General features: G+C 52.0%; 3 protein-coding genes. 1 reads left to right on the forward strand and 2 read right to left on the reverse strand.

Annotated elements, in window-relative coordinates; genetic code table 11:
• Positions 1-86: 86 nt before the first annotated feature.
• On the reverse strand, positions 87-884 hold the full coding sequence (locus IQ260_RS29565) for a hypothetical protein (RefSeq protein ID WP_193996630.1): 798 nt from the start codon (positions 882-884) through the stop codon (positions 87-89).
• A 215-nt stretch (positions 885-1099) separates the two neighbouring features.
• Between IQ260_RS29565 and IQ260_RS29570 the strand changes: the two genes are divergently transcribed.
• Positions 1100-1621, forward strand: a complete 522-nt coding sequence (locus IQ260_RS29570) for a DUF1822 family protein (protein WP_193996631.1) — start codon at positions 1100-1102, stop codon at positions 1619-1621.
• Between the two features lie 30 nt (positions 1622-1651).
• Here IQ260_RS29570 and IQ260_RS29575 read toward each other — a convergent pair.
• Positions 1652-2743, reverse strand: a 1092-nt coding sequence (locus IQ260_RS29575; RefSeq protein ID WP_193996632.1) for a substrate-binding domain-containing protein, incomplete at its 5' end; no start/stop codon positions are given.

Raw genomic sequence — 2743 nt, forward strand, 5'->3', positions numbered from 1 at the left:
TCCCCTCGGCTATCGGTAGGCAGATCGTTTTATCCCCGGCGACTCCTCGTCGTTTGCGTTTGGCCATCGTCCTTGGCCTCCAAACTCTATGCCCTCATTTTAGCCAAACAAACTGAGTTGGAACTAGGTTTAATGTCAAATACACCATTACTGGGTCGTTTAGCTAACGGTAGGGCCGGTTCTGGCGATATTGTAATATCAACATAGTCCCGTAGTAGTACGCCCTCGTCCGCAGCATCTTCCGGTTCAGAGCGAGCATCCATTACGTATACGCCAGCGGAGCGATCCTCGTCGGAAACACCCTCAGGATTTTGCATAGTCAAGTGACGAAACAGTTTCTCGTCACCGTTGCCCGCCAACACGCGCACCTTAAAAAACTCACCGCTATTAAAAGGCTCATTCTCCGGATCGTCTGACGGCAGAGGCTCGTCCGGTTCAATAAAGACGCGTACACGGCCTTCCTCTTCTCGCTCAGGTTTGACGGTAAATTCTAGTGACTTTTTACGTCCTGATGTGAGAATAGGCGTGGTTGGCAGTGGGATATCGTCTATATTTTCCTCAGGAGCCGTATTTGCCAGCGGTAGCTGGGTGCCCAAACTAATCACCCAGCAGCGACCGCCGCCGTTGTCGAACCAGCCCTTTACGGCAAAGGGAAGATAGGCCCCAAAATCAGTAAATCCGTCGGATCCCAACTTGGCAAAACTTTCTAAATATTGACTCCAGTTGGTGATTAGCTGGGGTTGAAAGATGTCAGCGTCGCCGCGTATATCTTCTGTAAATCCAACAAAACCAGCCACACTCAAGTTCACTCCTTGAATTGCCCGGCTCCCACTAGGGATTTCCTCAACGTATACACCAGGGGCAAAGTAATCGAGTCGAGCCATAGCGCCATCCTTCGAGCCTATATCGCACGTATTGTTCTAACGACGGTGAAACGAATTTTTCGCAATCGTGCAACAAAACCTCAATGTCAGTTTGATTTCTCAATCTGATGGGGAACCATGCAACTGCGAAAAGTGCTTGTCTCCATCGTGGAACTAATAAGGTTTGGTTGTGAAAAGATATGGCTACTTAAAGGATAATAGTACGAGTCAACGCTATGCCTTGTTCATCTAACTCATTGGTTTCTAAAACGGATAATATCGTCATTATGCCGACAATGTCGCTGCAGCAGTTAGCGCAGCGATTCTCACAGCGGCATCCACCTTGTGCTGAACGGATCTATCGCAATACGCTGGCGGTGGGTGCGGTGGCGCAATACCTTAGGCTACTGGGAATCGCCACTGACGTTAGCCAGAGTGATAGCTGGCACCCGGTGCTGCAGCTGGTTAACGACGTGGCCGATCTCTATCTGCCAGGCTATGGCCGAGTGGAATGTCGTGTGGTTGAGGGGGATGCCGCTGACTGTTACGTACCGGCGAATGTGAGCTGCGATCGCATTGCCTACATCATTGTTCGTCTATATCTAGATTCCGCAGAGCCAGAAGCCGCTTTGCTAGGTTTTGCCACTAAGGTAGCGAGTGAACGGATACAGCTCCATCACCTACGGAGTTTATCCGAGCTGCCTCAGTATCTTAATGCTTACCGAGACTTGGCCATACTGACGACGCCCGAGGGGTAAGGCGTGGGTGGCCAGTTCGCTATGATCTTCTCAGTTAGCCCGCTGCCACTGACGGACGACTTCTTCGACCACTGAGCGATCCGGTGGCGAGCTGACCTGACCGGTGGGGTCGGTCATGGCCCCCGGAATGTTTTTACTCCAGGGGCTGTTGGGAACTGTCCCTAAGTCAACCTTTGTATTCATGGAGCGAAAGCCGTGCTGTACAAATACAGCCTGCTGCTCTGGAGCTGTCAAAAAACTAATCAGTTCGCGGGCAGCTTTAGCCTCGCCGCCGCTGACATCGCGGCGCACAATGGCAGCCGTAGAGACAGTCTCTACGGTCGGATCTAGATAGAGAATTTGGTAAGGCTGCCCTTGGGTGGCGCTGGACTGTTCCCAGCGGTGTAGGGCGATACTTTCATAAACCGTGGCAATATCAGCATCGTTGGGGCCACGGGTAATAAACTCTTGCAACAAAACATCTGTAGAGCGCGGCGGCTGATAGACTGAGCGTTTGACTAAACCAAACAGTGTTTGGACATTGTCTTTACCAAAATCACCAGGGGTGAGAGTGTTGCTATTGGCCTCAGACTGGGACCACAGACTCATGGTGAGCTGACCGCTGTTAGAGCGCGTGGGGTCCGTAGTCACAAAGTCAAAGCTTCCCCAGGCGCTGTTGCCTCCAATTTTATCCCAGCTGCCACTGGCGACAGCGTCCTCTAGTCGCTGCCACTGAAACTTACCCCCTGGGAACAGGGCCTGGGCTCGCTCTGGCCAAGAGATTGCCACTAGCATGGTTTTGGCAATGGGCTGGGGTGTTTCATAAAAGGGGTCGGTGCTATGCTGCGCCTGCCAACGCTGGCCGAGTTCATCCAGCAGCTGACCATTGGCCGGAATTAAGATTGTTGGCTCAAAGTCGTTTTTGTCGTCGATATAGTTGTTGACGATATCCTGGGAGCCTTGAAATTCCAGGTTGATTTGGATGGATGGATTCTGTTGTTCAAACCGGGTTTCGAGAAGTTTTAGAGGTTCTTGCAGTTCGCTACCGCTGACGATGGTAATGGACTGGTTGACGCCGGGGAGGGGAGCGTAGGCGAGACCAGTGGCGGCGATGATGATGGCAAGGGAGGTGAGGGGTTTAGG

The organism is Leptolyngbya cf. ectocarpi LEGE 11479, assembly GCF_015207065.1.
In the GTDB taxonomy this organism is placed as follows: domain Bacteria; phylum Cyanobacteriota; class Cyanobacteriia; order Phormidesmidales; family Phormidesmidaceae; genus Leptothoe; species Leptothoe ectocarpi.

Coding starts and splice junctions, on each gene's coding strand:
- IQ260_RS29565 (WP_193996630.1), bottom strand. CDS start 884: ATGGCTCGACTCGATTACTTTGCCCCTGGTGTATACGTTGAGGAAATC.
- IQ260_RS29570 (WP_193996631.1), top strand. CDS start 1,100: ATGCCTTGTTCATCTAACTCATTGGTTTCTAAAACGGATAATATCGTC.